The 26,625-nt window shown below is 71.0% G+C and carries 21 protein-coding genes; 10 read left to right on the forward strand and 11 right to left on the reverse strand.

The genetic code is table 11. From position 1 onward, the window contains the following. Together AB0H87_RS14120 and AB0H87_RS14125 are read right to left on the reverse strand one after the other, a co-directional pair. Positions 1–634, reverse strand: a 634-nt coding sequence (locus AB0H87_RS14120; RefSeq protein WP_360144038.1) for a sensor domain-containing protein, incomplete at its 3' end; no start/stop codon positions are given. 18 nt (positions 635–652) lie between these two features. After that, a complete protein-coding gene (locus AB0H87_RS14125) occupies positions 653–2,758 on the reverse strand; it encodes an MMPL family transporter (protein ID WP_360144041.1) in 2,106 nt (701 codons plus the stop codon). Between the two features lie 185 nt (positions 2,759–2,943). Between AB0H87_RS14125 and AB0H87_RS14130 the strand changes: the two genes are divergently transcribed. After that, entirely contained in the window at positions 2,944–3,957 is a 1,014-nt protein-coding gene (locus AB0H87_RS14130; RefSeq protein WP_360144044.1) for a DUF808 domain-containing protein, read from the forward strand. 7 nt (positions 3,958–3,964) lie between these two features. On the opposite strand, the gene AB0H87_RS14135 is transcribed toward AB0H87_RS14130, so the two are convergent. Then, complete coding sequence (locus AB0H87_RS14135) at positions 3,965–5,167, reverse strand: ROK family transcriptional regulator (RefSeq protein ID WP_360144047.1); 1,203 nt, start codon at positions 5,165–5,167, stop codon at positions 3,965–3,967. A 147-nt stretch (positions 5,168–5,314) separates the two neighbouring features. On the opposite strand from AB0H87_RS14135, the gene AB0H87_RS14140 reads away from it, so the two are divergent. From AB0H87_RS14140 to AB0H87_RS14160, 5 genes are read left to right on the forward strand one after another with little or no spacing between them, the layout of a single operon-like run. Continuing rightward, positions 5,315–6,376 (forward strand): sugar ABC transporter substrate-binding protein, encoded by a 1,062-nt coding sequence (locus tag AB0H87_RS14140; RefSeq protein WP_360144050.1) that lies wholly within the window; start codon positions 5,315–5,317, stop codon positions 6,374–6,376. A gap of 39 nt (positions 6,377–6,415) precedes the next feature. Next, positions 6,416–7,096, forward strand: a complete 681-nt coding sequence (locus AB0H87_RS14145; protein ID WP_360144053.1) for an ATP-binding cassette domain-containing protein — start codon at positions 6,416–6,418, stop codon at positions 7,094–7,096. Beyond that, entirely contained in the window at positions 7,093–8,277 is a 1,185-nt protein-coding gene (locus AB0H87_RS14150; RefSeq protein ID WP_360144056.1) for a sugar ABC transporter permease, read from the forward strand. Before AB0H87_RS14145 ends, AB0H87_RS14150 begins: the two co-directional genes overlap by 4 nt. Continuing rightward, positions 8,274–9,161, forward strand: a complete 888-nt coding sequence (locus tag AB0H87_RS14155) for an ROK family protein (RefSeq protein WP_360144059.1) — start codon at positions 8,274–8,276, stop codon at positions 9,159–9,161. Before AB0H87_RS14150 ends, AB0H87_RS14155 begins: the two co-directional genes overlap by 4 nt. Before the next feature lie 30 nt (positions 9,162–9,191). After that, positions 9,192–12,287 (forward strand): beta-mannosidase, encoded by a 3,096-nt coding sequence (locus AB0H87_RS14160; RefSeq protein ID WP_360144062.1) that lies wholly within the window; start codon positions 9,192–9,194, stop codon positions 12,285–12,287. A gap of 44 nt (positions 12,288–12,331) precedes the next feature. Here AB0H87_RS14160 and AB0H87_RS14165 read toward each other — a convergent pair whose 3' ends face one another. Beyond that, positions 12,332–13,780: an MFS transporter gene (locus AB0H87_RS14165; RefSeq protein WP_360144091.1), complete on the reverse strand. Its 1,449-nt coding sequence runs from the start codon at positions 13,778–13,780 to the stop codon at positions 12,332–12,334. Between the two features lie 275 nt (positions 13,781–14,055). Here AB0H87_RS14165 and AB0H87_RS14170 point away from each other — a divergent pair, with 275 nt between their 5' ends. The 4 genes from AB0H87_RS14170 to AB0H87_RS14185 all read left to right on the forward strand — a co-directional run bounded on the left by AB0H87_RS14170 (position 14,056) and on the right by AB0H87_RS14185 (position 20,082). Continuing rightward, complete coding sequence (locus tag AB0H87_RS14170; RefSeq protein ID WP_360144065.1) at positions 14,056–14,892, forward strand: alpha/beta hydrolase; 837 nt, start codon at positions 14,056–14,058, stop codon at positions 14,890–14,892. Between the two features lie 92 nt (positions 14,893–14,984). Further along, a complete protein-coding gene (gene gdhA / locus AB0H87_RS14175) occupies positions 14,985–16,328 on the forward strand; it encodes an NADP-specific glutamate dehydrogenase (protein WP_360144067.1) in 1,344 nt (447 codons plus the stop codon). Between the two features lie 168 nt (positions 16,329–16,496). Further along, positions 16,497–19,394: a M20/M25/M40 family metallo-hydrolase gene (locus AB0H87_RS14180; protein WP_360144070.1), complete on the forward strand. Its 2,898-nt coding sequence runs from the start codon at positions 16,497–16,499 to the stop codon at positions 19,392–19,394. A 283-nt stretch (positions 19,395–19,677) separates the two neighbouring features. Further along, on the forward strand, positions 19,678–20,082 hold the full coding sequence (locus AB0H87_RS14185; protein WP_360144094.1) for a glycoside hydrolase N-terminal domain-containing protein: 405 nt from the start codon (positions 19,678–19,680) through the stop codon (positions 20,080–20,082). Here AB0H87_RS14185 and AB0H87_RS14190 read toward each other — a convergent pair. Genes AB0H87_RS14190 through AB0H87_RS14220 form a run of 7 tightly spaced genes read right to left on the reverse strand, consistent with a single transcriptional unit; the run spans position 20,048 to position 26,546 of the window. Beyond that, positions 20,048–20,791: an SDR family NAD(P)-dependent oxidoreductase gene (locus AB0H87_RS14190; RefSeq protein ID WP_360144073.1), complete on the reverse strand. Its 744-nt coding sequence runs from the start codon at positions 20,789–20,791 to the stop codon at positions 20,048–20,050. The two genes, AB0H87_RS14185 and AB0H87_RS14190, sit on opposite strands and share 35 nt — an antisense overlap. Continuing rightward, on the reverse strand, positions 20,788–21,792 hold the full coding sequence (locus AB0H87_RS14195) for an alcohol dehydrogenase catalytic domain-containing protein (protein WP_360144076.1): 1,005 nt from the start codon (positions 21,790–21,792) through the stop codon (positions 20,788–20,790). Before AB0H87_RS14195 ends, AB0H87_RS14190 begins: the two co-directional genes overlap by 4 nt. Further along, complete coding sequence (locus AB0H87_RS14200) at positions 21,792–22,886, reverse strand: alcohol dehydrogenase catalytic domain-containing protein (protein WP_360144079.1); 1,095 nt, start codon at positions 22,884–22,886, stop codon at positions 21,792–21,794. The genes AB0H87_RS14195 and AB0H87_RS14200 overlap by 1 nt, the downstream gene beginning before the upstream one ends. Before the next feature lie 12 nt (positions 22,887–22,898). Further along, a complete protein-coding gene (locus AB0H87_RS14205; RefSeq protein WP_360144082.1) occupies positions 22,899–23,873 on the reverse strand; it encodes a zinc-binding dehydrogenase in 975 nt (324 codons plus the stop codon). Between the two features lie 11 nt (positions 23,874–23,884). Continuing rightward, complete coding sequence (locus AB0H87_RS14210; RefSeq protein WP_360144085.1) at positions 23,885–24,745, reverse strand: SMP-30/gluconolactonase/LRE family protein; 861 nt, start codon at positions 24,743–24,745, stop codon at positions 23,885–23,887. Then, a complete protein-coding gene (locus tag AB0H87_RS14215) occupies positions 24,742–25,758 on the reverse strand; it encodes a class I mannose-6-phosphate isomerase (RefSeq protein WP_360144088.1) in 1,017 nt (338 codons plus the stop codon). Before AB0H87_RS14215 ends, AB0H87_RS14210 begins: the two co-directional genes overlap by 4 nt. Continuing rightward, complete coding sequence (locus AB0H87_RS14220) at positions 25,755–26,546, reverse strand: MlrC C-terminal domain-containing protein (RefSeq protein WP_360144097.1); 792 nt, start codon at positions 26,544–26,546, stop codon at positions 25,755–25,757. Before AB0H87_RS14220 ends, AB0H87_RS14215 begins: the two co-directional genes overlap by 4 nt. Between the last annotated feature and the right edge of the window lie 79 nt (positions 26,547–26,625).

The raw sequence follows: 26,625 nt of genomic DNA on the forward strand, positions 1-26,625 counted from the left end.
CCCGCCGGCCGTTCTCCGTGGTGAACAGCTTGCCCTCGCGGTAGTCGTCGGTCACCGGCAGCACGCGGCGGGTCGCCGCAGTCGGGGCGAGCAGCCGGCGAGCCACCAGGGCCTCGCCGGCGATGAACACTCGTGGTGCCCAGAAGGCGGCGAACCCGACGAGCACGCCGATCGGCACGATCAGCCAGGCCGTGCGCTGGTCGGTGACGTCGATCGCCTGGTACTCCAGCGTGACGCGCTCGGGCAGCAGCCAGCGCAGCAGCGGCGTGAGGATCCCCTGGGCCGCGCTGAACCACAGACCGAGCATGACCAGGGCGAGTAGGCCGAGCGCCGACTGCACGGCCAGCCAGGCCAGGTCGCGCCAGGTGGCGACATCGGTCAGCAGGGCCCAGGCCCGGGCGCGCAGCCCCGTGGGCTGTGGCACGTACGCGGACTCGACCGGCGGGGCGCAGCGTCGCCGCTGCGCCCCGGCCAGTCGACGGGTCTGCTCGACCGCGCCGACCAGCATCGGCAGGCCGATCGCGACCAGGCTCAGCGCGAGCGAGAGCAGGGTGAACAGCAGCAGCCCCATGGCCGCCAGACCCATCCCGACGCTGCGCAGCAGATGCCGCAGCTCCCGCCCGATTCTCCTCATCACGGTCATTGTCCCTGATCAGTGGACGTCGACCAGTTCGCGTTCGACCGCGCGGTCGCGGCGACGCACCCGGGTCGGCCAGAACGCACCCCGGCCGAGCAGGGCCGTCAACGCCGGCACCAGCAGCCAGGACAGGACAAAGGTGGACACCAGAATCCCGACGGCCACCGCGAAGCCGACCTGCGCGAGCGACGGCGAGACCACCAGCGCGCCGAACGACGCGGCCAGGATCACTCCGGCGGCGGCCACCGGCGGACCCGCGTGGCGCAGGGCGAGTGCCACCGCCTGCCGTGCGGGGTGGCCCGCGCGCATCTCCTCACGGATCCGGGCGATCATCAGGATGTTGTAGTCCGTGCCGATCGACGCGACGAACATGTAGACGATCAGCGGGAGGGTGAAGTCCAGACCGGGCCGGCCGGCGACACCCTGGAAGAACAGCACCGCCGCGCCCAGCGTCGCGAAGAAGCCCCCGACGACCGCGCCGAGCAGATAGATGGGCGCGAACAGGCCGCGCAGCATGAACAGCAGCACCAGCGCGATCAGCGCGCCCGCGGCCGGGAAGATCACCTTCATGTCGGCGCCGACCACGTCCCGTACGTCCGCGAAGGTCGACGTCTCCCCGCCGACGAACGCGCTCACGCCGGGCGGCGCGGCGGCGTGGGCGGCCGGCCGCAGGTCACGGACCACCTCGTCGAGCGCCCGCTTGCTGAGCGGGTCGGCGGAGAGCAGCAGGTCCACCCGGGCGACGTCGCCGTTGACCTCGACACCGCCGAGCCCACCCACGATCGGCACGTCGGTCAGCCGCTGGCCGTACGCGGTCACCGACCGCTCGTCCAGGCCCGGACCGGTCAGGTAGACCGACGTGGGGCTCAGCGTCCCGGCCGGGAAACCGGACTCCAACTGCGTGAGCGCCCGTGCCGACTCGGTCCCGGCGGGCATGGATCCGATGTCGAAGTTGGCCTTGTAGCCGATCGCACCCACGCTCAGCGCACCGAGGATGCCGATCGCGGCGAGCGCCACGAGGGCCGGCCGGCGGGCCACCAACCTGCCGGTCCGGGCGGCCACTCCGGCCTTCGGCTGCCTGCGCCACGCCTTCGACGGCCAGAACGCGCGCTGCCCGAGCAACGAGAAAACCGCCGGGACGAGGGTCAGACCAGCGAACACCATCACGAGTACGGCGATCGCCAGCGCGGGCCCGAGGACCTGGAAGGAGCCGAACCCGGACAGCAGCAGCGCGCCGAACGACACCGCGACCGCGACCGCCGATACCGCGATGGCCTCGCCCACCCGCCCGAGGGCGGACACCATCGCCGCCTTGCGGTCCTCACCGAGGCGCAGTCTCTCCCGGTAGCGGAACAGCAGGAAGACCACGTAGTCGGTGCCCACACCGAACAGCACCACGGGGAGCAACCCGGTGACCGAGCCGTCCAGCTGGACGCCCATCACCTTGGCGCCGAGGGCCAGCAGCGCCACGACGCCCTGCCCGACGATCGCGATGATGAAGACGGTCAGCAGTGGGATCCACGGGCTCCGGAAGACCACCACGAGCAGCACGACGATCATCACGAGCATCCCGGCACTCACCAGGATGTCGAGGATCTCCGTGTCCTTGACCGCCGCGGCCTCACCCGTCAGTCCGGCGCGCAGGGGTGAGCCGCGAACCAGGTCCCCGGTCCGGTCGCGCAGCAGCCCGACGGCCCGCAGTGTCTGCTCATGCCCGGCGTTCTCGACGAAGGACACCTGCGCGAGCCGCACCTGGCCGTTCGGCGACACGGCCCCCGGCGTCACCGCGTCGACGCCCGGGATGCCCGCGGCCGCCAGGCCCGCCGCGACCTCCCCGGCCTTGTCCTGGTCGGCCCGGCTCAGCGGCCGGCCGTCTGTGCGCGACAGGACGAGCATGGCGGTCGCCCCGGCGGCGTCCGCCTCCGGGAACGCCCGCTCGGCCAGGCGCGCCGCCTGGGCCGACTCGTAGTTGTCCGGCAGGAACTCCGCCTCGTTGCTGCCTTCGACCGCCGCCGGCCCGTCCGGGCCCAGCACGGCGAAGCTCAGGCCGCCGAGCGCGATCACCGCGACCAGCCAGATCAGGAGCACCCGCACCGGGTGCCGCACCACCGTCTTGAACACGCCCCCCACTCCCTTCACATCGACGAGATCGACGCTAGGGATTTCGGAGAGCGGCCTCGATGGTGCACGAATGCGTCTCGGCAGTGGTGCCAGCACCACTGCCGACCTTCCGGAGTCGCGCGTATTGCGGACGCCCAGGAGAATGAGCGGGCATACCCGCACACGTCGATGGTGAAGGAGCCTGGGTGAGCGCCGGACTGGCAGCACTGCTGGATGATGTGGCGGTCCTGGCGCGCGCGGCGGCCGCGTCGCTCGACGACGTCGGGCTGGCTGCCGCGAAGGCCGGCTCGAAGGCCGCCGGTGTCGTCATCGACGACGCGGCCGTCACCCCGCAGTACGTCCGCGGCCTGGCGGCGGAGCGTGAGCTGCCGATCGTGAAGCGCATCGCGCTGGGCTCGCTGCGCAACAAGTTCCTGATCATCCTGCCGGTGATCCTCGTGCTCAGCCAGTTCCTGCCGTGGCTGCTGACCCCGCTGCTCATGCTCGGCGGCGCCTACCTCTGCTACGAGGGCGCGGAGAAGGTCTGGGCCAAGGTCGCCCACCACGACGCCCACGGCGCCGGCGAGCAACAGCAACCCGACGAGAAGACGTTGGTGTCCGGGGCGATCCGGACCGACCTCATCCTCTCGGCGGAGATCATGGTGATCTCCCTGAACGAGGTCGCGGACGAGTCGTTCGTGTCGCGCCTGGCCATCCTCGTGATCGTCGCGCTGGCCATGACCGTGCTGGTCTACGGCGCGGTCGGCCTGATCGTGAAGATGGACGACGTCGGCCTGCGGCTGGCCCAGCGCTCCGGCCAGGGCGTCGCCCGGTTCGGCCGCAGCCTGGTCAAGGCGATGCCCCGGGTCCTCGCCGTGCTGACGGTGGTGGGCACCGCCGCGATGCTGTGGGTCGGCGGGCACATCCTGCTGGTCGGTGCGGACGAGCTGGGACTGCACGCGCCGTACGAGCTCGTGCACCACCTGGAGGAGGCGGCGCACGACGCCACGGGCGCGCTCGGCGGCCTGTTCGGCTGGCTGGTCAACACGGCGGCCAGCGCGGTCGTCGGCCTGGTCGTAGGTGCGGTGATCGTGGCCGTGATGAGCGTGACGTTCCACCGCGCCAAGTCGTCCGACGCGGGGGAGAGCACGGACACGCACACGAACGCGCCGGACACGGCCGGGAGCAGCGCGGGGACCGACACCCCGGACAGCGCCTGACCGCCGGTCAGCCGGTCGCCGCCACGGTCCGGTCGAGCACGAGGTCGCGGGCGGCGGTGACGCCGACGGCCACCGCACCCATGAGCACGGCGTCGGCGGCGAGCGTGGAAGCCTGAATCCGTGGCGGTTGCAGGGCGACGAGGTGCCGCAGGCGGTCCTGGACGGGGTCTATCAGCAGGTCGCCGCCCTGCACCCCGACACCGCCGCCGAGCACGATGAGCTCCAGGTCGAGCACCGCGGTGACCGCGGCCAGGGCGTGCGCGACGTGGTTGACCTCGACCTCCACCGCCCGCCGGGCGACCGGTTCGCCGGCCCGGGCGGCGTCGAAGACCTCCTTGGCGCTCGTCGCGCGCGCCCAACCCAGCCGCCGGGCCGCCGCGACGATGCCGTCAGCCGAGGCCACCGTCTCGAACATCCCGCGGCGGGCGGCGGCCGGGTCGTCCTGCAACGGATCGCCCTCGCCGATCGGGAGGTAGGAGATCTCGCCGGCGCAGCCCCGCGCGCCGCGGTAGAGCTTGCCGTCGATCACGATGCCCATGCCGGTGCCGGTGCCGATCGACACGTAGGCGAAGTGCGCGACCCCGCGGCCGAGCCCGTAGGTCGCCTCGCCGACCGCGGCGAGGTCGACGTCGTTCTCCACGAGGTACGGCGACGGGGACACCGTCGAGAACCGGTCGACCGCGCCGGGCAGGTCCCAACCGGGCAGGTTCGGCGCCAGGTGCAGCGCACCGGTCTCCTTGTCGTGGATGCCCGGCGTGCCGAAGACCGCGAGCGTGACGTCCTCGCGGCCGATCCCGACCTCCGCGGTCAGGCGGTCGGCCAGCCCGGTCAACTGCGCGAGCAGGTCCGCCGGATTCCGGCCGCCGGACGGGTCGTCGACGCGCGTGACGACCGTGCCCGCCAGGTTGGCCAGGACGACGCGGACGAAGGCCCGCCCGATGTCGACGGCCAGCACCCAGCCCGCCTCCGGGCGGACCTCGTACAGCAGCGCGGACCGGCCCGCGGGCCCCGCGCGCAGGCCGACCTCCCGGACGAGTCCGGCGCGGCCGAGGTTGGTGAGGGCGACCGAGATCGTCGGCTTCGACAGGCCGGTGGCCTGGGCGAGCTCGGGCCGAGACACCGGGCCCAGCCGGAAGATCTCCCCGAACACCGCCCGCTCGTTCATGACCCGCAACACGCTCGTCGTGCTGGCTGTCTGGTGAGTCGGCACCGAATCACGCTCTCACACGGCTTCGTAAAGGTCCAATACGAATTTCGTTAGAGACCTTGCTAAATGCTGCGGGCAGGGTGCATCCTGCTGGCCTGAACCTCCGACGAGAGGTATGTCATGAGACCTAAGTGGTTCCCTGTTGTCCTGATGACGACCGCGTTGCTGGCCGCCGCGGGGTGCGGCAGTGGCTCGGACTCCGGCTCCGGCTCCGGCAAGGAGGCGGCGGACGCGCCGACGATCGCGCTGTTCCTGCCCGAGTCCAAGACCACGCGCTACGAGGCGTTCGACCGGCCACTGTTCGAGGCCAAGGTGAAGGCGCTCTGCGCGACCTGCAAGCTGCTCTACAACAACGCCGACCAGGATGCCGGCAAGCAGCAGCAACAGGTCGAGGCGGCCCTCGCGCAGGGCGTCGACGTGATGGTGCTCGACGCCGTGGACGCGTCCGCCGCCGCGTCGCTGGTCAACCAGGCCAAGCAGAAGAAGATCCCGGTCATCGCGTACGACCGGCTGATCTCCAGCATCGAGTACGAGTACTACGTGTCCTTCAACAACGTCCGGGTCGGTGAGGCGCAGGGGCAGGCGCTGCTGGACGCCCTCAACGCCAAGGGGACGACCGACAAGGGCAAGATCGTGATGATCAACGGTGCGCCGACGGACCCCAGCTCCGCGGACTACAAGACCGGCGCGCACAACGTCCTCGACGGCAAGGTCCAGATCGGGCGCGAGTTCGACACTCCGGACTGGAGCCCCGACAAGGCGCAGCAGCAGATGGAGCAGGCCATCACCGCGCTCGGCCGCGACAACATCGTCGGCGTGCTGTCGGCCAACGACGGCATGGCCGGTGGCGCGATCGCCGCGATGAAGCGGGCCGGCTACACCACTGTGCCGCCGATCACCGGGCAGGACGCCGAGCTGGCCGCCGTGCAGCGGATCCTGACCGGCGAGCAGTACATGACCATCTACCTGGACATCCGCAGTGAGGCCGAGAAGTCCGCCGAGCTGGCGGTCGCGCTGTCCAAGGGCGAGAAGCCGGCGGCCACGACCACGGTCAACAACGGGAAGGCCGACATCCCGGCGTTCCTGCTGGACCCGATCGCGGTGACCGCCGACAAGGTCAAGGACACCATCGTGAAGGACGGCTTCTACAAGGCCAGCGAGATCTGCACGGGTGCCGTGGCCGCCGCCTGCGCCAAGGCGGGAATCCAGTAGATGTTCGCGGCGCGAGGGGTGTCAAAACGGTTCGGTGCGGTGCGGGCACTCGACGCGGTCGACCTCGACCTGAACCCGGGCGAGGTCGTCGCGCTGGTCGGCGACAACGGCGCCGGCAAGTCCACCCTCATCAAGGTGATCTCCGGCGCGGTGACCGCGGACGAGGGACGGCTCGAGCGCGACGGGGCGCCGGTGCAGATCGGCAACCCGCACCAGGCCAGGAGCCTCGGCATCTCCACCGTCTACCAGGACCTCGCGCTCTGCGAGAACCTCGACGTCATCGGCAACCTGTTCCTCGGCTCGGAGCGACGGCGCTGGTCGCTGCTGCGCAAGATCGACATGGAACGGTCCGCCCGGTCGTTGCTGTCCTCATTGGACGTCCGGATCCAGGACATCCGGGTGCCGGTGGCGATGCTCTCCGGCGGCCAGCGGCAGTCCGTCGCGATCGCCCGCGCGCTGGTGGGCGAGCCGTGGCTGGTCATCCTCGACGAGCCCACGGCTGCGCTGGGTGTCGAGCAGACCGCGCAGGTGCTGGACCTGATCCGGCGCCTGCGCGACCGCGGCCTGGCCGTGCTCGTCATCTCGCACAACCTCGCCGACGTCCGCGCCGTGAGCGACCGCACGGTCGTGCTGCGGTTGGGGCGCAACGCCGGCGAGTTCCGAACAGCCGAAACCAGCCCGGAGGCGATCGTGGCCGCAATCACCGGAGCCGCGGCATGACCACGCTGACGAAAGCGATCCGCTGGCCCAGCCGCTCCACGGACCGGATGACGCGGCCCGGCGGCCTCGGCAGCTGGCCGGTCGTGGGCGGGCTGATCGCCATCGCGATCGTGTTCGGCTCGCTCAACGAGCAGTTCCTGTCCGCCGAGAACCTCACCAACCTCGCGCTCCAGCTCGCCGCGACCGGCACGATCTCGCTGGGCATCATCATGGTGCTGCTGCTCGGCGAGATCGACCTGTCCGCCGGGTCGGTCAGCGGCCTGTGCGCGGCGGTCCTCGCCATCGTGCACGTCCGGCACGGCCAGTCCGCACTGCTCGCCGTCGTCATCGCGCTCGCATTGGGCGCGGTCATCGGCCTCGTGCACGGGCTGATGTTCACCCAGCTCCGCATGCCGTCGTTCGTGGTCACCCTCGCCGGCCTGATCGGCTGGCAGGGCCTGCTGCTGTACGTGCTGGGCCGCGGCGGCACCATCAACCTCCCGTTCGACGGGGCGATCGCCCGCCTCAGCGACACGTGGCTCCCGCCCTGGACGAGCTGGCTGATCGTCGTGCTCATCGTCGGCGTCACGGGGACGAGCGCGGTGGTCGAGCGGCGCCTGCGCCGGCGCGCCGACCTGCCGCTGCAGCCGTTGCACCGCCTGGTCCTGCGTGTCGGCGGGATCGCCGTGCTGCTCGGCGCCACCGTGCTCGTGCTGAGCGCGGACCGCGGCGTGCCGCTGCTGCTGGTCATCTTCGGCGCCCTGGTCGTCGCTTTCGACCTGGTGCTGCGCAACACGGTGTTCGGGCAGTGGATCTACGCGATCGGTGGCAACGCCGAGGCGGCCCGGCGGGCCGGCATCCCCGTCACGCGGCTGCGGATCGTCGCGTTCGTCCTCGCGTCGACGCTGGCCGCGTTCGGTGGCCTGCTCGCGGCGAGCCGGCTGGCCGCCGTCAACCAGAGCTCGGGGGGCAGCGACACCCTGCTGATGGCGATCGCCGCGGCGGTCATCGGCGGGGTGTCGCTGTTCGGTGGCCGCGGCCGTCCGTACGCGGCCCTGCTCGGCATCCTCGTGATCCAGTCGATCACGAACGGCATGCTGCTGCTCAACGTGGACTCGTCGATCCGCTTCATGGTCACCGCGGTCGTGCTCGCGGCAGCCGTGGCCATCGACTCGCTGTCCCGTCGAGGCAGTGATCAGTGACGGCCGCCCAGGTGCTCGGCATCGACTTCGGCGGCACGAAGGTCGCGCTGGCCACCGCCGACGCGGGATGGTCGCCGGCGGTCTCGACGACCCGGCTGAGGATCCCGACGACCGGGAGCGCCGACGAGGTGGTGCGGCGGTCGCTGGAGGCCGCCCGCGGCATCGCTACCGCACCGCTCGCCGTCGGGGTGTCCACCTTCGGCGTCGTCCGTGACGAGCGGATCCGGCTCGCACCCAACGTGCCCGGCTGGGAAGGCATGGAGCTGCCACGGATGCTCCGCGACGAGTACGGCGACACGCCGGTCGTCATCGACAACGACGTCAACGCCGCCGCCGCGGCCGAGCTGCGCTGGGGCGCCCTGCGCGGCGTCGACGTCGGCGTCTACCTCAACCTGGGCACCGGCCTCGCGGCGGCGCTCGTGGTCGACGGTCGGGTGGTCCGTGGTGCGCACGGCGCCGCCGGCGAGATCGGCTACCTGCTCGACCCCGACCGCGACAGCTGCTTCGCCGACGGTGCCGCGCCGCTGGAGGAACTGGTGTCCGGCAGCGCGTTGGCCAGCCAGGGGTCGGCCCTCGTGGGTCGCCCGGTGGCCGCCGCCGAACTGTTCACGATGGTCGGTGACGCGCGGGTGGACGCGCTCATCGACGAGGCACTACGGCGGCTGGCCCAGGCCGTCGCCAACCTGTGCATCACCCTCGACCCGGCGCGGGTCGTCATCGGCGGCGGAATGATGGGCGCCGCCGAGCGCATCCTGCCCCGCATCGCCGCCCTGCTTCCCCGGGCGGTCCCGTTCCCGCCCCAACTGGTCCCGGCAACGTTCATCGACGACGCGCCACTGCTCGGCGCACTCGCGCTCGCCGTGGAGGCGGTGGGCATCAGCTAGGTCAGCCCGGTGAAGGAGGTAACACCCCCTATGAAGCCCAGATTCACCGTTGCGACAGTCCTGCCCGTCCTGCTCGTCAGCTCACTGCTCGCCGTTCTCCCGTCGACACCCGCCAGCGCGGCTCCGGCCGTGGAATCGACGGTCGACCTCGCCGGGAAGTGGCAGGTGCAGAGCAGCACGGCAACTCCCGACACCGGCGATCTCATCTCGCGGCGCGGCTACGCGCCCCGCGGTTGGCTGCCGGTGCACACCAACGACGCCCACGCGGTCGGCAGCGTGGTCGCGGCACAGCTGCAGAACATCCCGCCGGATGACCAGTGCGGCGCGAACAACATCTTCTACTCCGAGAACCTCACCGCGTGCCAGGGACCACAACCCGACGCGCACGGCGCGCCGAACGACCGGTACAACGTCCCGTGGTGGTTCCGCACCGAGTTCAGCGCACGGGCCGGCGGCCCCGACCGGAACGTGATTCTCGACGTACGCGGCATCATGGGCCAGGCCGACCTGTGGGTCAACGGCGTCCAGCTCGCCACCAAGGACGTCCTGCAGGGCTCCGAGCCCTCGTACACCTTCGACATCACCAACCTGGTCAACGGCGCCGGACCGAACGCGCTGGCCTTCAAGATCTACCCCAACGTACCGGGGGAGATGCTGACCCAGGACTTCAACGACTGGACACAGGCCGCCCGCGACCAGAACACCGGCATCAAGTACCCGATCCGGCTGCACATCTCCAACACGTTCCGGCTCGACGACGTGCACGTGGTCCAGGCCAACGCCGCCGACCTGAGCAGCTCCGACCTGACGGTCAAGGGCACCGTGACGAACACCTCCCGGAAGTCCCGGATCGCCGACGTCAACGCGACCATCACCGATCCGCAGGGGAAGCACCCGATCGACCTGCACAAGCGGATCACGCTGAACCCCGGTGAGACACGGGACGTGGCCTTCTCCGTCGTGCACCTGCGGCACCCGCAGCTGTGGTGGCCCTACCAGATGGGCGACCAGCCCCTCTACCAGCTGACGATGAACGTCGCGCGCGACCGGCAGGTGTCGGACTCGGACACGAAGACGTTCGGGATCCGGACCATCGACACGTGGCTCTCGGCGCCCGGCAGCCAGGCGTACGACGGCTCGCGATGGTTCGCCGTCAACGGCAAGCCGTTCGTGTTCCGTGGTGGCGGGATGATGGACCAGGACATGTTCCTGCGCTACTCGCGCGAGAACGTGGCACACCAGATCCAGCTCATCAAGTCGATGGGCCTCAACGGGTTGCGGCTGGAGGGCGACGACCAGCCGGACGACTTCTACGAGCAGATGGACCGGGCCGGGCTGCTCATCTACGGCGGGTTCCTGTGCTGCAACTACTGGGAGGAAGGCTCCCGGTGGACCGCGAAGGACGAGGAGACGAACTACCGCACCGCGCTCGCCCTCGGCCGCCAGCAACGCAACCACCCCAGCGTCGTCTTCTTCAGCTGGAGCGACAACGTCCCGTCCGCCAGCCAGGAAGCGGGCGTCCTGCGGGGCTTCGCCGAGACCGACTTCGACGTCCCGGTGATGGCCTCGGCGGAGTACAAGTCCACCCCGACGCTCGGTCCGTCGGGCATGAAGGAAGGGCCGTACAACTGGTTCCCGCCGAGCTACGCATACAGCTCGAACTGCAAGGGCCGCACCGGCAACGACCCCTGCACCAGCGGCGAGTTCGTCAACCGCGGCGGTGCGTGGGCGTTCCAGACCGAGTCCAGCCCTGGATCGACGATCCCGACGCAGGACTCGCTCGACCGGTTCATGACGCCGGCCGACCAGGCCCGGTTGGTCACCTCGCCGAACCTGGCGCAGTTCAACTCGGGACGCGGCGAGGAGGACAGCGGCACCAGCTATTCGAGCTTCCAGCACGTCGGCGTGCTCGCGACCGCGATCTGCCATCGCTACGGCACCTGGACGGCCGACCCGGTCACGTGCCCGACCAACCCGCCCGGCGCCACCAACCTGTACGCCGACAACCCCAGTGTCAGTGACTTCGTCCGCAAGGCACAGGCCATCAACTACGAGACGGTACGGGCCCAGTTCGAGGCGTACCTCGACCACTCGACCAGGACCGACTCGCCGTCGACCGGGCTCGTCTACTGGATGATGAACAAGCCCATGCCGAGTCTGTTGTGGAACCTCTACGGGTACGACTTCGACCAGGCGGGCACCTATTTCGGCGCCAAGAAGGCGAACGAGTCGCTGCACGTCTACTACGCCCACCCGGCGCCGGAGGCCGACCCGGGCAACCGGACGGTGGGTGTGTCCAACTTGACCGGTCAGACGCAGAGCGGGCTGTCGGTGACCGCGCGGACGTACGACATGCGCGGCAACGTGCTGACGACGCAGAACGCGTCCGGCATCACCATGCCCAGCCAGGGCGTGCTGAACCAGCTCCTGACCATCCCGAACCCGACCCTGCCGGACGTCGACGGCAAGCCGCAGCGGACCTACTTCCTCGAGCTTCAGCTGAAGCGGGGAACGCACGTGGTCGACCGCAACGTCTACTGGCTGTCGACGGTCAACGACATTCCCACCTACACGGGCAGCGCCTATCCGAACCTGTCCACCTACGGCGACCTTCGCAACCTGCAGAGCCCGGCCGCGGATCCGGCCAACGGCCTGCTGCCCGCGACGACGATCCAGGCGAGCGCGGTCACGCACCGGCAGTCCGGCCTCTCCGACGGGCAGGACACCGCGACCGACGTCACGCTCACCAACAGGTCCGACACCGTGGCGTTCATGGTGCGGGTCGACGTGCATCGCGGGCGTGGCTCCAGCCCTGGCGCCGGCGACAGCCAGGTCCGGCCCTCCTCCTACAGCGACAACTACGTGACGCTCTGGCCGGGCCAGTCACAGACGATCACCCAGACCTATGCGGCGGCACAGCTCGGCCGGCAGGACCCGGTCGTGACGATCAGCGGTTTCAACGTCGACACCATGACCATCGCGGGCGACTGCCACTGCACCGCGGCGGTCGGTGCCGAGAACTTCGGCAACGCCAACGGGCACGCGGCGGCCGGGAACGCGACCCCCGGCCAGGCCAACACCCCGGAGGTGATGGCAGAGCTCAGGCAGCGTGTGACGGTCCGGTGACGCTTCCGCCGGCGGCCCCCCAGCGCGGCCGCCGGCACGTCACACTACGAGATCTCGAACTCGGCCGGGCCGGACGGCTGGTCGGGCGTTCGGGCGTTGCGGCGGAACCGTGCCAACAGCGGTGGGCTGTACCACGCGGTTCCGCCACCGAACCAATCGGCCAGCGACGGGGTCGGCGGCCTCACCCGGGCGAGCCAGTAGAGCGCGATGCCGGTGAGGGCGCCGGCGGCGGACAGGCCGAGGCAGATCCACAGCGCGGTGCGTACGCCGTCCTCCGTGTTGCTCATGACCGTCGTGGCGATGTAGACGAGGATCGGCGCGATCATGAACGCCGCCACGGCCCGCAGGAGCTCCACGATGGCGAAGACCCGCTGCAGCGCGGCGTTGCGTAACGAGAAGCCGGCGATGAACAGCGCCGGCGCGACCGACGCACCCACGCCGACGCCGATCAGTCCGGTGCCGACGAGCGTGACGATGGTGCTCGGTGGCAGGGCGCCGGCGATCAGGGCGATGCCCGCGCTCAGGGAGATCAGACCGGTCAGCGCGAAGTAGTGCAGGCCCTTCGAGGTGAACAGGATCGCGAACAGGATCGTGGTGAGCACCGCGCCGCCGAACTCGGGCAGGAAGAGCAGACCGAGCTTGAGCGGCGAGTAGCGGTCGGCCAGGATGAGGCCGGACAACGTGATCGCGGAGACGGACGCCGCCGCGGCGGACATCGCCGCCACGATGCCGGACACCGGCAGGGTGCTCGTCAGTGGCCGGACGATCAGCAACGGTCGCTTCGAGACGTACTGGTTCACCAGGAGCACGAGAATCACGAACACGCCCGCGCACAACGGCGCCAGCGTGGCCGCGTTGAGGTCCCTGTGGGTCAGCAGCTGCGCGGCGCCGTAGAACGCGGCGATGCAGCCCGTGGCCGCCAACACCACGGCGAGCGGTGAACGTGTCGAGGTCGGGTCGGCGGCCGGCACGTCGCGGTAGGTCGCCACAATCAGCAGCAGCGCGAGGACGGAGATGCCCGCGATCACCCAGAACAGCGGCCGCCAGCCGTTGGCGTCGGCCTGGACACCGCCGATCAGCGGGCCGAGCGCGACCGCGCCGAAGATGCACAGGTTGAGGACGATGGCCGTGTAGCGCACTTTGGACGGTGGGAACCCGGTAACCAATGGTGGCACAGCGGCAATCAGCAGAAGGCTCGTGCACAGACCCTGCAGGACGTGCCCGGAGATGAACGTGACGGCGTTCGTCGCCGATGCGGCGAGAACGGACCCGATAACCAGCAGGACGCCGTAAATGATGAGCATCCGCCGTTGCGGTAAGTGCTGGGCGAGCTGTACCGACAGGACCGTGCCCAGCGCATACCCCGCGTTGGCGAGACCCTGCGCCAGGTTGAGCTCCTCGGTGCCCATGTGGAGCTGGCCGCCGATGATCCCCGTGAGCGGCTGTAATGCCGCCGACAACACGAGGTACGGAATCAGGGCGGCCACGACCATCGTCGCCACTACGGGATAATGGCCTGCCAACGGACCTTGCCATTTCATGCCGCGAGCCTCCCCGGCGGGCAGGGGAGCCGGGTTGCGCCGACCTGCGGCTACCTAGGGCCCCTGGAACGATGGGCCGGCACCCGGCTCGGGCGTCACCATCAAGCTACCTGCGCGGCGACCTGGCAGGGGCGACATCGGCCGGACAACGGCGGTCACATCGATCCCGCCGGCACCGCGGGGCTCCATTCGCAGCGTGTGCGACGATTCTGTGCTGGAGGTTGACAATGCACCCGACGGTCGAGGCCAACGGCGTCACACTCGGAGTCGAGCACTTCGGCGACGCTTCGGCACCGCTGATTCTGCTCGCGGGCGGCACGACCATGCTCTCCTGGCCCGACTCGCTCTGCGAGGCACTGGGCCGCGGCGGGCGCCACGTGGTGCGTTACGACCTCCGCGACTCCGGCGCGTCGAGCACCGTCGATCCTGAAGCGCCCGCGTACACGCTGCGCGACCTCGCGGCCGACGCGGCGGCGCTCGCCCGCGCACTCGACGACCGCCCGGCGCACCTGGCGGGGATCGGCGTCGGCGGGATGGTCGCCCAGGTCGCGGCGCTCGACCACCCCTTTGCGGCACTCACCCTCGTGGGGACGCGGCCCGTCGCGCCAGGCCCGGTCGACGACGACCTGCCGGACCATGACGGACCGGTGATGAAGCGGCTGTTCTCGCGGGGGATGCCGGACTGGTCCGACCGCTCCGCGGTGGGCGAGTTCGCCGCCGCCGGCGCGGAGATCCTGGGCAACGACCCGGTCACCGCCCGCACGACCGCCGAGCGCATCTGGGACCGCACGCCAGGCACGGACCCCGCCATCCAGATGGCGAACCAGCTGGGCCTGGTGTTCTCCAAGCTGGACTGCAAGCCGCGCTGGCGCGAGCGCCTACCCTCGCTCGCGATCCCGACGCTGGTGGTGCACGGCCGCACGGACCCGTTCTTCCCGGTCGGCAACGGCGAGGCTCTCGCCCGCGAGATCCCAGGGGCGCGGTTGCTCGTGCTCGAGGACGCCGCGACCGCGATCCCCGCCGCGGCAGCCGACGAGATCGCCGCGGCGATGCTCGACCGCTAGCCCGGTCCGCCTTCGCGACGGCCCCCGATCAGGGAAGATCAGGGGAGGGACCCGCCGCGTTCGGTGGGGTACCGCGTCCGAGAGGGCCGCAGGTGAAGGCAGAAGAGAAGGTCGACGTCATCTTTGCCGCGGTGGAGCGGCGCAACCCGGGCGAGCGCGAGTTCCACCAGGCGGTGCGGGAGGTGCTGGAGAGCATCGTCCCGGCGTTGGACCGGCATCCCGAGTATGCCGAGGCGAAGATCATCGAGCGGATCTGCGAGCCGGAGCGGCAGATCATCTTCCGGGTGCCGTGGGACGACGACCGCGGCGAGGTCCACATCAACCGGGGCTTCCGCGTGGAGTTCAACAGCGCGCTCGGGCCGTACAAAGGCGGGTTGCGGTTCCATCCTTCGGTGTATCTGGGGATCGTCAAGTTCCTGGGCTTCGAGCAGGTGTTCAAAAACGCGCTGACCGGAATGCCGATCGGTGGGGGCAAGGGCGGTTCGGACTTCGACCCCAAGGGGCGCTCGGACCGCGAGGTGATGCGGTTCTGCCAGTCGTTCATGACCGAGCTGTACCGGCACATCGGCGAGTACACCGACGTGCCGGCCGGCGACATCGGCGTGGGCGGCCGGGAGATCGGCTACCTGTTCGGCCAGTACAAGCGCATCACCAACCGGTACGAGTCCGGTGTGCTGACCGGCAAGGGCCTGAGCTACGGCGGCGCGCAGGTACGGCGCGAGGCCACCGGCTTCGGGACGGTGTTCTTCGCGGAAGAGATGCTGCGGGCCGTGAGCGACAGTCTCGACGGGAAGCGGGTCGTGGTGTCCGGCTCGGGCAACGTCGCGATCTACGCCATCGAGAAGGTGCACCAACTGGGCGGCGTCGTCGTGGCGTGCTCGGACTCGTCCGGCTACGTCCACGACGACCAGGGCATCGACGTCGAGCTGCTCAAGGACGTCAAGGAGGTCCGTCGCGCGCGCATCGACCTCTACACCCGCGGCCGCCCGCACGCGCGCTTCGTCGCCGGCCGGTCGCCGTGGGAGGTGCCCTGTCAGGTCGCGTTGCCGTGCGCCACGCAGAACGAGATCGGCGCCGCCGAGGCGGCGTCGCTGATCAGGGGCGACTGCATGATCGTGGTGGAAGGCGCCAACATGCCCGCCGTTCCGGAGGCGATCCGCGCCTTCGCGGAGGCGGGTGTGCGGTTCGCGCCGGGCAAGGCGGCCAATGCGGGTGGTGTCGCCGCGAGCGCGCTGGAGATGCAGCAGAACGCGAGCCGGGACTCGTGGACGTTCGAGCACTCGGAGCAGCGGCTGCAGGACATCATGCGCGACATCCACCAGCGGTGCTATACAACGGCTGACGAGTACGGCATGCCGGGAAACTACGCCGCGGGCGCCAACATCGAAGGCTTCCGCAGCGTGGCGGAGGCAATGCTGGCCCACGGCCTCATCTGACGCGCGCTCGTCGTCCTCCACTTCGCACACCACCACGCCCAGCTGATCTTGACGAGCTGGGAGAAGCCTGACAGGGTTTCACGAATAGAAACCTATCAGACGTCTCGGGTGTGACCGTTGAGGGAGATCGAGCAGATGCGGAAGAGGCCTCTTGCACTGACACTTGGCGTGTCATTGCTCCTGTCCATGGGGCTGGCGGCCAGCGCGTCCGCGGCCGTCTCCAGTGAGGAGCGCTTCCAGCCGAGTGTCACCTACGACCTCTCCGTCACCGACGCCGAGCGCGACGCGATCCACACGGAAGTCGAGGCGTTGGCCGGACGCGTCAAGACCGCCCGGGCTGGGGATGGCACCTACGATCCGCTCACCCTGATCGGGGCGATGCTGGACGGGTCGAGCTACGACTCCATCTCGCGAGGCGGCACGGCCGCGACGGCGTACCCGTTCCCGGTCAGCAACACCGAGGCCAACCAGAACGAGTACGACCGCAAGGTCGCCAAGCTCGCCTGGGTGGTCAAGCTGGCCACCGACCTGGGCTTCCCGGTGGTCGTCCAACGCCAGCCTGACAAATACGTCTACGCGGAGATCGGTGACCCGGACGCCCCGGAGATGGTCATGGCGTTGAGCCACCTCGACTCGCCGACGGCTTCGGTTTCGCCGGCCCAGCTGGCGCGCTGGCGGGACGCCGACGGCAACCTCGGCACTCCCGGTGCGTACCACTCGCCCTATGTCCAGGATGGCTGGGTCTACGGCGCGGGCCTGCAGGACGACAGCGGCCCGACCCTGGCGACGCTGCTCGCGGCCAAGGCGCTGCTCGAGGCGGGCCTGCCGCTCGACCGACGCATCCGCATCGTCATGGGAATCTACGAAGACGGCGGTCCCGGCACGCCCTCGACGACGAACACGGCCACGTTCCAATCCATCCCGTACAACTCGAACCCGAGCTTCTACGACAACTGGGCCTACAAGAACCTCAACCGCGAGGAGATGCCGATCGCGGGCTACACCTCGGACTCGCGGTTCCCGGTCATCGTCGGCAACTCCGGGTCGGTGACCCCGTCCGTGTCGATGAGCTTGTCCGCGGACAGCACCAGGGCCTTCCGGCTGACGGATGCCAGAGCCGGCGTCACCCTGCGCGAATGTGACCCGACGCTCAAGGACATCGCCTACGGCAGCACCACGCAGATCGCCTCGCGCGCCATCTTCACCCTCGACGTGGCGGGGGCCGACGCCGCCCAGCGCGACCGGTTCGTGTCGGCGATCACCGCTGCCGCGACCACGAAGGGTTGGCTCCCGGCTGCTCCGCGCACCACGCCGAAGGTGCGGACCACGATCACCGGTGACTCGCTCACGTTGGAGATCAACACCGATGTGGCGATGGAGATGCCGACCCCGCAGTACGGCAAGAACGCCGTCGTGTGGGGAATGTTCCTGCTCTCCAACGGATTCGGCGCATTGGGCACCACGGCCGCCGACATGCAGCTGAAGAAGGCCGCCGACGGCATCGCCGACCTGTTCTTCCGCGGCGGTGTCGAAGGCGAGGCCTACATCGGCAAGTACATGGGCATTCCGGCGAGCCTGCTGCGCAACCCGAGCAACGGCACGCCCAACCTGACCTTCGCCCTCATGGGAGGCATCAACTCCGAGACGCCGACGAGCTTCTACACCGACGCCTCCGGCAGCCTCAGCATTCCGATGTACGTGCGCAGCATGCACGTCACCGCGGCCGACTCCAGCCAGGCGACGGCGGCGGTGACGGCCGCCTTCCAGGCGAAGGGGTTCACCATCGGCAACCTCGGCTCGCCCGTCGGCGCCGGGTTGTACGTCGACCACGACAACCCGCTGACGGCTCTTCAGTTCGGGAGCTACCAGGCCACCATCGACCGCGACCCGGCGGAGTTCGCGGATCCGTACTCCCTGCGGGACGTGGTCTATCCGCAGGGCACGACCGGTGGCACCCTGGCCAGCAGCTACCGCAACAAGATGACCGCCTTCGGCGCCGTCATCCCGGGCAACGAGCGCTGGTGGCACACGGCCAACGAGCGGATGAAGGTCGACTCGGCGGTGCAGATGACCAAGATGATGGCCGACGGCATGCTGGAGATGGCCCGCTACTCCGGCCCCGCCGGTGCCAAGTTCATGTGGGCGAACATCCCCGGTCTGAACGCCGACCGGGCGGACCTCGACCTGCTCGACGTCACGATCGGAACCTACAAGGACGCGTCGGCCGCGGTCGGCACGAGCCAGTTGGGCAGCCAGGCCCTGCTCGGCGCCACCGCGTTCAACATCCCGATGTGGAACGGCCGCGGCAACTCGACCCCGACGGCGTCGGCCTTCGCGCTGGGGCACGCCCCGGGAGGGGTCTACCTGCCCCTGACCGACCCCGAGTACCTGAACTCCACCTACGTGTCGCCGATGCGCCTGGAGTTCAAGGTGGAGCGCCGCGACTACATGTCGGACGCGGCGTGGGCGAAGTTCGTCGCCGGCGGCTACGGCGACTTCCAGTTCAACATTCTCGTCGGCGACCAGGTCGTGCCGCTGGCCGTGCCCGCGGGGGAGAGTGCGGACAAGTACTTCTCGTCACGCATCTCGGCCACCAACCCCGACGCCATCTACCTGTCGGTCAACCTCGCGATCACCGACGCGCCGTACACCGGGGTGCAGGCCGTCCTCGCGGATTCGAAGACGGACCTGTACACGGTCAACCCGACGTACCTGGCCTCGAACCCGGACCCCTTCCCGGGGCGCGGCGCCGTCGAGAAGCGGGGCTTCTTCCAGTTCGGTGACGGGCAGAAGAACGCGGAGTTCTCTTCGCCGGACGCGGTCTACGTGACAGTCGCGAACGCGGTCATCGACGCGAAGCCGACGGCGGTCGTGAAGAAGCTGAAGGGCAACACGAACGAGTTGACCATCACGGTGAAGCAGACCCACGTGGACGGCAGCGAGTCTCCCGTCACGGCGACGTTCACCATCGACAACAACGCCACTGGCACCTACACCGTCGGCGACTACAGGGTGTACGTCGAAACCAAGGGCAACACCCAGGTGCGATCGATCTCCATCGTGTGACGCGAGATCGGCGTTCCAACCGAATAGTTTGACACCGCAGTGGAGCCATTGCCGCCGGCAGTGGCTCCACTGCGTCGTACGCCGTTCGTCGAGATCGGAGCGAGGGGGTGGATCGCCGGTTCGCTCGTTCTCGTGCTGGGTGTGGGCAGCGTCGTGTCGCTGACCGCCCCGGTTGCCGCCGCGGAGCAACCCACCGTCTTCGGCAAGCAGCCCGCCCTGAAGGCGTGGTATTCGGCACCGGCGGGACCGGCGAACGACAAGGCGCTCGCGTGGGAGAAGGAGCATCCCGCCCGGGAACGGCTTCATCGGCGCCGGCATCATGGGCGGCGTCGACAGCGACGAGATCATCATCAACGATCACACGTACTGGACGGGCGGCCCTGGGCAGAATCCCGCCTATGACGGCGGGTTCAGCGCCAGGACATCGGAAGAGAACGCCGCGAACGTCAAGAAGGCCCAGGATCTGCTGCAGTCCGCCTGGGACGCGACGTCGCCCGCGACGGTCGACGCGGAAGGCCGGATCACGCCGACGACGACGCCGAGCGGAGCGGCGATGTCCGCGGTTACGAGCACGGTGAACCAGCAGCTGACTTTGTCGGACCACGGGTGCCCGGCGACGTGCTCGCCGGGCGCCCGTGCGCCGGGTAATCGCGTTACCGGTAGACCAGGCCCGCGCCGACCTCGATGACCTGGCCCGTCATCGCCCCGGAGCCGTCGGAGACCAGGAAGCGCACGGCGGCGACGAGGTCGTCGGGCACCAGCCGTCGCGGGAGCGCCTGTGCCGCCAGGGTCATCGCGTCGATGTCGACGTCGGTCTGGCCGCGGGTCACCGCTAGTTCAGCTTCGCTCTCGGTCTTGATGGCCCCCGGGGACACGGCGTTGACGGCGATGCCGTCGGGACCCAGCGTCCTCGCCAGCGATCGTGTCAGGCCGACGAGGGCGGCCTTGCTCGAGACGTACGACGGTCCCGACGGCCCGCCGAGTCGTACGGTCGCCGAGGTGACATTGACGATCCGGCCCCATCCCCGCTCCCGCATACCCCGCGCGCAGGCCTGTGCGAGCAGCATCGGCGCGGTCACGTTGACCGCGAAAGTGGCCTGCCACTCGTGCAGGGAAAGCCCGTCCAGGCGTACGTCGGAGGCGCGGGCGGCGTTGTTGACGAGGATGTCGACCGGTCCCGCCCGTTCGCCGAGCGCGACGACCTCGGCCGGATCGGACAGGTCGGCCTCCAGCACCTCGACCCTGGCGCCGGCCGCCCGGCACCGTCCGGCGACCTCGGCGATCTCGTCCGGTGCGGCGAGGTGGTGCAGCAGCAGCTCGGTGTCCTCCGCGGCCAGGCCCACCGCGACGGCCGCGCCGATCCCGCGCCGGGCACCGGTGATCAGAACGCGTCTCACGACGGTGCTCCCGCCGCAGGAGTGATGACCGTCTTGATGGTCCGGCCCGAACGGACCAGGCTCAGCGCCGGTCCGATGTCCTCGAGCCCGAAGGCGTCGGTCAGCAGCGGGGCGAACCGGTCGGCGTGCCGGCGGATCGTGGCGATCGCCGGCGGGAAGCTGTGCAGGATCGCCATCGAGCCGACGATGGTGAGCTCGTCGGCGTACACCCGGTAGGGCGGGATCGCGGCGGTCGTGAGCGGGTTGGCGACGCCGAAGACGAGCAACGTGCCGGCCCGGTCGACGCAGGCCAGCGCCGCCTCGAACGCCGCCGGGTTGCCGGTCGCCTCGATCACCCACGGCGCGCGAAGGTCCGCGGCCTCTGCCGACCCGCACACCGCGGCGCCGGTCAACCGGCCGGCCAGCTCGCGGCGGGCCGGGTTGGTGTCGACCAGCGTGACCGGCCCGACGCCTTGGATGTCGAGCAGGATCGCGAGCACCAGGCCCATCGTGCCGGCGCCGAAGATCACGGCCGGCTCGTCGGGCCGCGGGCCGAGCCGGCGGAGCCCGCGCACAGCGCACGCGACGGGCTCCGCGAGCGGCACCGCGTCGAGCGGGAAGCCGTCGCCGAGACGGTGGAGGTTGGCGACCGGGACGGCGGTGAACTCGGCCCAGGCGCCGGGCTGCGTGGCGCCGATCGCACCCCACCGCTGACACATGTTGCCCCGGCCACGCCGGCAGGGGTCGCACGCGCCGCAATGCAGCGACGGGTCGACGGCGACGAGGTCGCCCACCGCGAAGCCGGCCGCGCCCCGGCCGACGGCGACGATCTCGCCCCACGGCTCGTGGCCCGGGACGAGCGGGAAGCGATCGGTGCCGAGTTCGCCGTCGACCAGGTGCAGGTCGGTGCCGCAGATGCCGCAGGAGCGCACCTGCACGACGACACCGTCGGCGGCCGGCGACGGGTCGGCGACGGTCTCGACCGTCACCCGGCCCGGTGCGGTGACGAGCGCGGCGCGCATCAGTCGAACACGATCAGGCCGCGGGTGGCGGTGCCGGAGCGCAGCGCGTCGTACGCGGCGTCCATCTGCTCCGGACGCCACCGCTTCGAGACCATGGCGGCCAGGTCGAGCCGGCCGGCGAGGTAGAGGTCGACGAGGTCGGGGAAGTCGACCGGCGGGTTCGAGGAGCCGTACTTCGACGCGATGATCCGGCGTTCGCCGTTGAGCAGGTGCCCGGGGTCGAAGGTGACGGTGGCCCCGTCGGGGTAGCCGGCGATCAGCACGCAGGTCCCGCGCGGCGCGAGGACGCCGACCGCGAGCGGGAAGGCCGCGGCGGCGCTGGTCGTCACGAACGCGTGGTCGACGCCGCCGCCGGTCAGGTCGCGGATCCGGTCGCGGGCGTCGGGCTCGCGCGCGTCGACGCAATGGGTGGCACCCATCCTGATCAGGGCGTCGAACTTGGTCGGCTCGACGTCGACGGCGACCACGGGGTAGGCGCCGGCGAGCGCACCGGCGTGGAGGGCGCTGATGCCGACGCCACCGCAGCCGACCACGGCCATGCTCTCTCCCATGCCCATCCGGGCGGTGTTGCGGACCGCACCCACACCGGTGGCTGCCGCGCACCCGATCAGCGCGGCAAGATCCAGGGGCATGTCCTTGTTCACGGGTACGACGGCCCGTTCGGTCAGCACGGTGAACGGCGCGTTCGTAGCGGGTCCATAGTGGAACACCTCCGCACCGGCATGGTGGAACCGCGTCTCGCCGTCGGCCATCCGGCCCAGGGGCGGTTGCCGTTGGCAGAGCGCGGGCAGGCCCTGACGGCAGGTGCGGCACGCGCCGCAGCCCGGTGCCCACGACACGACGACGTGGTCCCCTGCGGCGACGGTGGTGACGCCCGGGCCGACCGACTCGACGACGCCGGCGCCCTCGTCGCCGAGGATGATCGGCATCGGGATGGCGGCGTGCTCGCCGTCGATGGCGTACAGGCAGCTGTGACACACGCCGGAGGCCGCCATCCTGACCCGAACCTCACCGGCACGCGGCTCGTCGACGTCGACGTCGACCATCCGGTGCGGTTCCCTGGCCCCGAACAACACCGCGGTGTTCACCCGCATCGCGCTTCCTCCTCAGAGTGCGGCCGGACCGGCCAGGTGGAGCTTGACCTCGTTGCCGGTCGCCGCCGCCCGCAGCGCGGCGACCGCTTCCGACAAAGGGTGGACGGCGGAGATCAGGCGCTCCACCGGCAGGCCCCCGGCGATCAGGGACTCGGCGCGAGCGAAGTCGGCCGGCGTGTACATCGCGGAGCCCGCGACCCGTACCTCCTGGTCCTGCAGGGTCTCGATCGCGACCGTGAGGGGGCCGTGACCGACGCCGACCACGACGACCGTGCCGCCCTTGACCGCCAGGTCGATGGCCGCACCGAGCGAGCCGGCGCTGGCCACGCAGTCGAAGACCACGTCCGGGCGGCCGTCGAGGGCGGCGCGGACCTCGTCCGGCGCGGCATCGGGCCGCAGCGCGACCGCGGCGCCGAGCGACACGGCCAGCGCGCGCTTGGTCGTGACCGGATCGGTGACGACCACCCGCTCGGCGCCGGCGGCGCGGGCCGCGAGCAGGACCGACTGGCCGATCGAGCCTCCACCGAGGATCGCGACGGTGGCGCCGGCCACGTCGCCGGCGGTGACGACCGCGTGCGCGGCGGTCGCGACCGGCTCGATCATGGCGGCGGCCGCCAGCGAGATGCCGTCGGGCACCGGCGCGAGTGCGGCCGCCGGCACGACGAACGCCTCGGCGAAGGCCCCCGGCGTATGCGAGCCGACCCCGATCAACGCGTCGCAGAGGTTGGGCCTGCCGCGCTTGCAGTAGAAGCAGACGCCGCACGCGATCGCCGGCCGCAGGTAGACGCGCTCGCCGCTGTCGAGCACGCCGGAGGCCTCGTGCCCAGGGGCGATCGGGTACGGCAGCCAGGGGTGTCCACGATGGAGGGTGTGCAGGTCGGACCCGCAGATCCCGGCGTACCCGGTGTGCACCACCACCTCGCCCGGCCCGGCCACCGGCGTCGCGACCGTGCGGACCTCGACCGCCTCCGGTCCCGTAATCCACACCTGGTGCATGGTCATCCCTCCGGAAAGGCGTAGCCGGGCAGGCCGGTGCGGCCGACGTCGAGCAGGTGCACCGCGCCGCCCGGACCGCCGGGGTCCGCGGCCGTGGTGACGGCCAGCGCGTCGAGCCCGGCCGAGACGAAGTTGCACGACGTCACGTTGCGTTCGGGAAGTGCGATCCGGTCGATCGGGTTACCGGACGCGTCGAGGTGCAGCACGCAGTGCCCGCCCCAGACCGCGAGCCACAGGTCCCCCGTGCTGTCCACGGCCAGGCCGTCGGGAATGCCGTCCGCCTCGCGGTCCAGCGTGAGCAGGACCGTGGGCGCCGCCGGTCCGGTCGAGGGATCGAAGGCGCCGCGGGACAGCGTTCCCGCACCGCTGTCGACGAAGTAGAACAGCGAGCCCGACGGGTCCCAGGCCAGCCCGTTGCCGTGCGTGACCCCGGTCCAGTGGCGCCGGACGTCACCCCCGGCCCCGAACGACCAGAGGGCCGAGACGCCCGCCTGGGAGCGGTCGACGGTGCCGGCCCAGAGCCGACCGTCGGGCCCGACCTTGGCGTCGTTGAGCGACGGGCCGGGCGGGACCTCGGCCACCACGGTGGCCGTACCCGCGAAGGGGCCGTCGGGAACGCGCCAGATTTCGCGACCGACGGCCAGGACCAGGTCGCCGCCGGCGCCTTCGGCGACGGCCGAGACCAGCCGGCCGGTGATCGGCCACGACTCGTGCCGGCGGTCGTTCAGGGCGTGCAGGTCGCCGCGGCCGGCGTCGACCCAGCGGACGCCCCGCGTCGGGCCGAGCCAGAGCGGGCTCTCGGCCAGGTCGCAGCCGGCGTCGACGACGTCGAGGGTCGTGACCGGTCGGGACGGCACGTTCACGGCAGCTCCGGGGGCAGGCAGACGATCGCCTCGACGGTGTCCTCGAACGTCAGCGGCCCGGCCGACGCCGGGACGACCAGCGTGTCGCCGCGCGCGATCGGCATCCGGTCGGCTCCGGTGAGCAGCGATCCGGCGCCGCCCGTCACGACGACCACGGCGAAGCTGGCGACGGGCAGCGTCACGTCGCCGCGCGCTTCCCAGGCGCGGAAGTAGCCGTCGGCGTCGGCGGCGAACAGGCTGCGCAGGCCCGGCCCGAGCGGACGGGCGGCCGGCAGCAGGGCGTCCAGCCGGTCGGCGTACCCGCCGAGGTCGAAGCAGGACAGCGCCAGGTCCCAGCCGAGGCCGAGAGTCGCGGCGTCGGGGTCGACGCCGAACGCGGTGTAGTCGGCCAGCACCGAGAACGACGTCGGCTCCTGGAGCTCGATCACGAAGACGCCCGGGCCGATCGCGTGCGGCAGGCCCGCCGGCACGTAGAGCACCTGGCCCGGCGACACGGTCAGCGCGTTCATCGCGGCGATCATCGCGGCGGTGTCCTGATCCTCGATCCACCGGAGCAGGTCGCCGCGGTGGACGGTGTCGCGCATGCCGAGCCAGACCTGCGCGCCGGGCAGGGCGTCGACGACGATCCAGCCCTCGGTCTTGCCGAACAGGCTGCCGAGGTGCCGCTGGGCGAAGTCGCGCGTCGGGTGGCAGTGCACGGGGAGCCGCACGCCCGCGTCGAGGAGCTTGACGAGCAGGCCCGGGTCGCCGCCGTACGCTTTCGCCAGCGGCGCCCCGAGCCAGCCTTCCGGGTCGGCCGCGACCAGGTCCGCGAGCGAGCCCTGCGCGGTGCGCGAGACCCCGGTGTCGGCCGGGAAGCCGGCGGGCAGGATCGCGGCCGGCAGCCGCGACAGCGACCCGACCCAGTCCTCCGGGCCGCGTGCCGGCGGCACGCCGCGGAACGCGCTGATCCGGGCGCCGCCGTCGTAGTAGACCGGGACGCGGTTGTCATGGACCCGCAGCGGTGCGGTCATGCTTCGCCTCCGTCGAGGGGATAGAGCGGCCGGGGTGCGTGCGCGAAGGTGAGGTAGTCGAAGCGGGGTGTGCTGGCCCCGGGCAGGTCGAGCAGCACGGCGCGGAGGTAGAACCCCCGGAAACCCGCGCGGTACATGGTCGCCGAGCGCACGACGACCACGTCGGCGTCCGCCGGATCGAGGCCGACGTGGCGGTAGCCGGCCGGGTCGAAGGTCGGCGCCGGCCGCTCGGTGACGAGCACGGACAGCCCGGTCCCCGTGTCGACGGTCGCCCAGCGGCCCATCGCGACCGGCTGCCCGGTCATCGAGTCGCCGGTGAGGACGACCGGGCTGTCGCCGGTACGCGTGACGACGCCGCTCAGGCGCACCGGCGTCGACCAGCGCGGGTCGAGGGTCGCGCCGACGGTCGTCACGACCCGGCCGCCGGCGCCGGCGTCGAAGCAGGCCGCGACGGCCGGTGCGTCGACGACGGTCGCGAGGCTGTGCAGGCGACTATCCAGCAGCGCAGCGACGACCGCCGCGCTGTCCGCGGTCGCGCCGGAGGTGGGGGAGTCGGCCGACTGGACGAGCAGCACCGGGCCCCCGCCCGGCTCGATGCCGGCAATTGCGTCGGGCACCGGCACGGGTTCGACCGCGAACTCCCTCCGGACCGCCCACGCCTCGCCGGCGAGCCGCTCCGCGAGCGCCTCCGCCTCTGCTCGCGCGCCCGCATGGGTCACCGTCACGGCGAATCCCAACTCGGGCACATCGAGCCAGGGCTGCACCGGGAACAGCGACACGTCGAGGATCGGCCCGGCGGTCGCGGGAGGGGCACGCTGGGGTCCGCGAGGCGGTCCAGGTCGACATCCTTGCCGCTGTAGCCGGCCC

It is taken from the genome of Asanoa sp. NPDC050611, assembly GCF_040654855.1.
GTDB lineage: Bacteria > Actinomycetota > Actinomycetes > Mycobacteriales > Micromonosporaceae > Asanoa.